3 protein-coding genes are annotated in these 3,391 nt (G+C 68.1%); all 3 read left to right on the forward strand.

All coding sequences use genetic code 11. From position 1 onward, the window contains the following. Positions 1-229: 229 nt before the first annotated feature. The 3 genes from M2271_RS42270 (at position 230) to istB (ending at position 3,323) form a co-directional block, all read left to right on the forward strand. A complete protein-coding gene (locus M2271_RS42270; protein WP_280892790.1) occupies positions 230-757 on the forward strand; it encodes a class I SAM-dependent methyltransferase in 528 nt (175 codons plus the stop codon). Between the two features lie 197 nt (positions 758-954). Continuing rightward, on the forward strand, positions 955-2,553 hold the full coding sequence (gene istA, locus M2271_RS42275) for an IS21 family transposase (protein WP_280892791.1): 1,599 nt from the start codon (positions 955-957) through the stop codon (positions 2,551-2,553). After that, positions 2,550-3,323 carry an IS21-like element helper ATPase IstB gene (gene istB, locus M2271_RS42280; RefSeq protein ID WP_280892792.1) on the forward strand — a complete coding sequence of 258 codons (774 nt, stop codon included), beginning with the start codon at positions 2,550-2,552 and terminating at the stop codon, positions 3,321-3,323. The genes istA and istB overlap by 4 nt, the downstream gene beginning before the upstream one ends. Positions 3,324-3,391: the final 68 nt, after the last annotated feature.

The following is a 3,391-nucleotide window of genomic DNA, read 5'->3' on the forward strand; positions in this document are numbered from 1 at the left end:
TGTCGACGGTCAGGCAATTCCCCACGATCTGCATGATCAGCGTCATGTAATTCCCCACCCCTGCGATCACGACTCCCCATGGGGACAGCGAATCCGTCGGTGTGCACTCGGCAGGCCATGACCGGCCTCTACGCTGATCCGATGCGCCAGCCCGCCGCAGAGCCGTACTGGAACACCAACGTTGCCCGGCACCCGGGCATCCTCCGGTCTGTTCCCGAGGGATGCGGCGATGCCCTGGACGGTTGGCTGCGGGGACGGGCTGCTGGCACGGAAGCTTGCCGGGCGGGCGAAACACGTCACCGGGATCGACAAGTCGCCGGACATGATCGCCAGCGCACGTGAGCTTGCTGCCGGCCATCCGCAACTCACCTTCGTCGAGGGAGACTTCCTCACCGCGGAACTTCCCCGTGCGGAGTACGACTTCGTCTGCTCGGTGACCACGATCCATCACATGGACTTCGAGGCGGCCCTCGTCCGCATGCGTGAGCTGCTGCGGCCTGGCGGCACGCTGGTGGTGGTCGGTCTGGCCCGCGAGGCGAGCGTGACGGAGTGGGCGGCGTTGATCGCGGCTGCCCCGATCGTGCGGATCATGAAGGTACTGCTTCGCGCGCGTGGCCCGCAGGGCATGCCGGTCGCCGACCCGCAGATGAGCTATGGGCAGGTGCGGGCTGCTGCCCGGCAGCTGCTGCCCGGCGTGCGCTACCGCCGGCATGTGCTGCGCCGGTACTCGCTGACCTGGGAGAAACCCGCCCGCTGATCCGGCGACGATGGAGATTTTCACCATCTGGGGCGGTTTGGGTGTAATGCGATCCTCTATGGCGGTTCCTCCTTATTGACCATGGGTAGCGCGGAGTCCGGGATCGAGGGACCTGGTCGTCGCGGAACTGTCCGTGTTCCTCGGCCCGTGGTTCGGCAGGCCGATGGGCAGCCCGGATGGCAAGGAGAACGTTCGTCGTGGTCGACATCACCGAGATCTACGTCCACTGGTACGCGGGGCGCTCGAAGAGCGCGCTCGCCGCGTCTTTGGGGGTGGACCGCAAGACGGTCAGGAAGTACCTGGCGCCGGCGGAGGCGTCCGGGATCACCCCGGGCGGCCCGCCGATGAGCGAGGCCGACTGGGCCGGGCTGATCGAGGGGTGGTTCCCCGGTCTCGCCGACCGGAGGCTGCGGCAGGTCACCTGGTCCGACATCGACCAACACCGCGACTACATCAAGGAGTTGCTGGGGACGGTGACGGTTTCCACGATCCACCAGCGGCTGCGGGACGAGCACAAACTGAAGGTGTCGGTCTCCTCGTTCCGCCGCTGGGTGCACGCCACACTGCCTGACGAGGTGAGCCGCTCGCAGGTCACCGTCCTGCGCGACGAGGTCGAGCCGGGCGAGGAGGCCCAGATCGACTACGGCTTCCTGGGCCAGTGGACCAACCCCCGCACCGGCAAACGGCACCGGGTCTGGGCGTTCGTGATGGTGCTGCCCTGCTCACGGCACATGTTCGTCCGTCCGGTCCTGAACCTGGACCAGCACGCGTGGACCGAGGCACACGTCGCGGCCTTCCGCTACTTCGACGGCGTTCCGCGCCGGCTGGTGCCCGACAACCTGAAGACCGGCGTCGACAAGCCCGACCTCTACGACCCGAAAATCAACAAGGCGTATGCCGAACTCGCCACCCACTACGGGGCGTTGGTGGACCCGGCAAGGGCATTGAAGCCGAAGGACAAGCCCAGGGTGGAGCGGCCCATGCCCTATGTCCGTGACTCGTTCTGGCGCGGGCGGGAGTTCACCTCGATCGAGCACATGCAGACCGAGGCCGTCACCTGGGCCCAGCAGGTCGCCGGGCGCCGTCAGTGCCGGCCGCTGGGCGGGGCGGCCCCGATGGCCGTGTTCGGCGCGGTCGAGGCCGCCGCCCTGCTGCCGCTGCCGCCCACCCCGTTCACGCTGGCCCGCTGGTCGACGGCCACCGTCGGCCCGGACATTCACATCAAGGTCGGCCGCACTCTCTACTCCGTGCCCTGGAAACTGATCGGCCGCAAGGTCGACGTCCGCTCCACCGCCACGATGGTGCAGGTCTTCCTCGACGGCGACCTGGTCAAGACCCATGCCGCCCTTGAACAGGGGAAACGTACCGACAAGAGCGACTACCCGCCGGAGAAGATCGCCTTCCAGATGAAGACGCCGATCTGGTGTCGCACCCAGGCGTCCGAGATCGGTGGCGCCTGCCGTGAGGTCGTCGACCAACTGCTGGAGGTCAACGCGCTCTACCGGCTCCGCGCCGCCCAGGGGGTCCTCGGACTGCGCAAGAAGTACGGCGACACGCGGCTGGACGCCGCCTGCGCGAGAGCGATCACGGTCGGCGATCCGTCCTACCGCACCATCAAGGGCATCCTGGTCGCCGGCACCGAGACCGATCCCGAGCCCGAGACCAGCGGAGACGCTGGAGCCGCGGCCTTCCTCCACGGCCCGCAGGGCCTGTTCGGCTCCGTCGCACCCCCGGACACACCGGAGGACAGCCGCGACGACCAGGTCCACGGCGAAGACGAGGTGGCGGCACGATGAGCGTGATGGACACCGCCCTGCGCGAGTCACTCAAGTCCCTGCGGCTGTCCGGGATGCTGGAGACCCTCGACGCCCGCCTCGCCCAGGCCCACGGCGGCGAACTCGGCCACCTCGACTTCCTCCAGGTCCTCTGCCAGGACGAGATCACCCGCCGCGAGACCGTCGCCTTCCAACGCAGGCTCCAGCGGGCCAAGTTCGAACAGCAGGTCACCCTGGAGGAATTCGACTTCACCGCCTCCTCGAAACTGCCCGCCGCCCAGATCCGCGACCTCGGCGCCCTGCGCTGGCTGCATGCGGGCGAGTCCGTAATTTTGTTCGGCCCGGTGGGGGTGGGCAAGACGCATATCGCCCAGGCGCTGGGGCACCTCGCGGTCCGGCAGGGCGCCCACGTCCGCTTCGCCAAGACCAGCCGGATCCTCGCCGAACTCGCCGGCGGCCACGCGGACCGCACCTGGGAGAAACGGATCCGTGAGCTGGTACGGCCCGACGTGCTCATCCTCGACGACTTCGCCATGCGCCAGCTCTCCGCGGCCCAGGCCGACGACCTCTACGAGCTGGTCAGCGAGCGGCAGGGGCGGTCCCTGATCATCACGAGCAACCGGGCGCCCAGCGACTGGTATCCCCTCTTCCCCAACCCCGTCGTCGCCGAGTCCCTCCTCGACCGGCTCATCAACACCAGCCACCAGGTCATCATGAACGGCCCCAGCTACCGTCCGAACAAGCGCCCCAAGAACCCCACCGAGAAGCCCGCCAAGCCGTCGGTCAAGTAGACGCCATCGGCGCCCGGGGCTGGGGAATTACGTGAACTCAGCCCCGGGGAAATACGTGAACGTCCACA

Origin of the sequence: Streptomyces sp. LBL, assembly GCF_029893585.1 — a bacterium.
In the GTDB taxonomy this organism is placed as follows: Bacteria; Actinomycetota; Actinomycetes; order Streptomycetales; family Streptomycetaceae; genus Streptomyces.

Coding starts and splice junctions, on each gene's coding strand:
- istB (WP_280892792.1), top strand. CDS start 2,550: ATGAGCGTGATGGACACCGCCCTGCGCGAGTCACTCAAGTCCCTGCGG.
- M2271_RS42270 (WP_280892790.1), top strand. CDS start 230: ATGCCCTGGACGGTTGGCTGCGGGGACGGGCTGCTGGCACGGAAGCTT.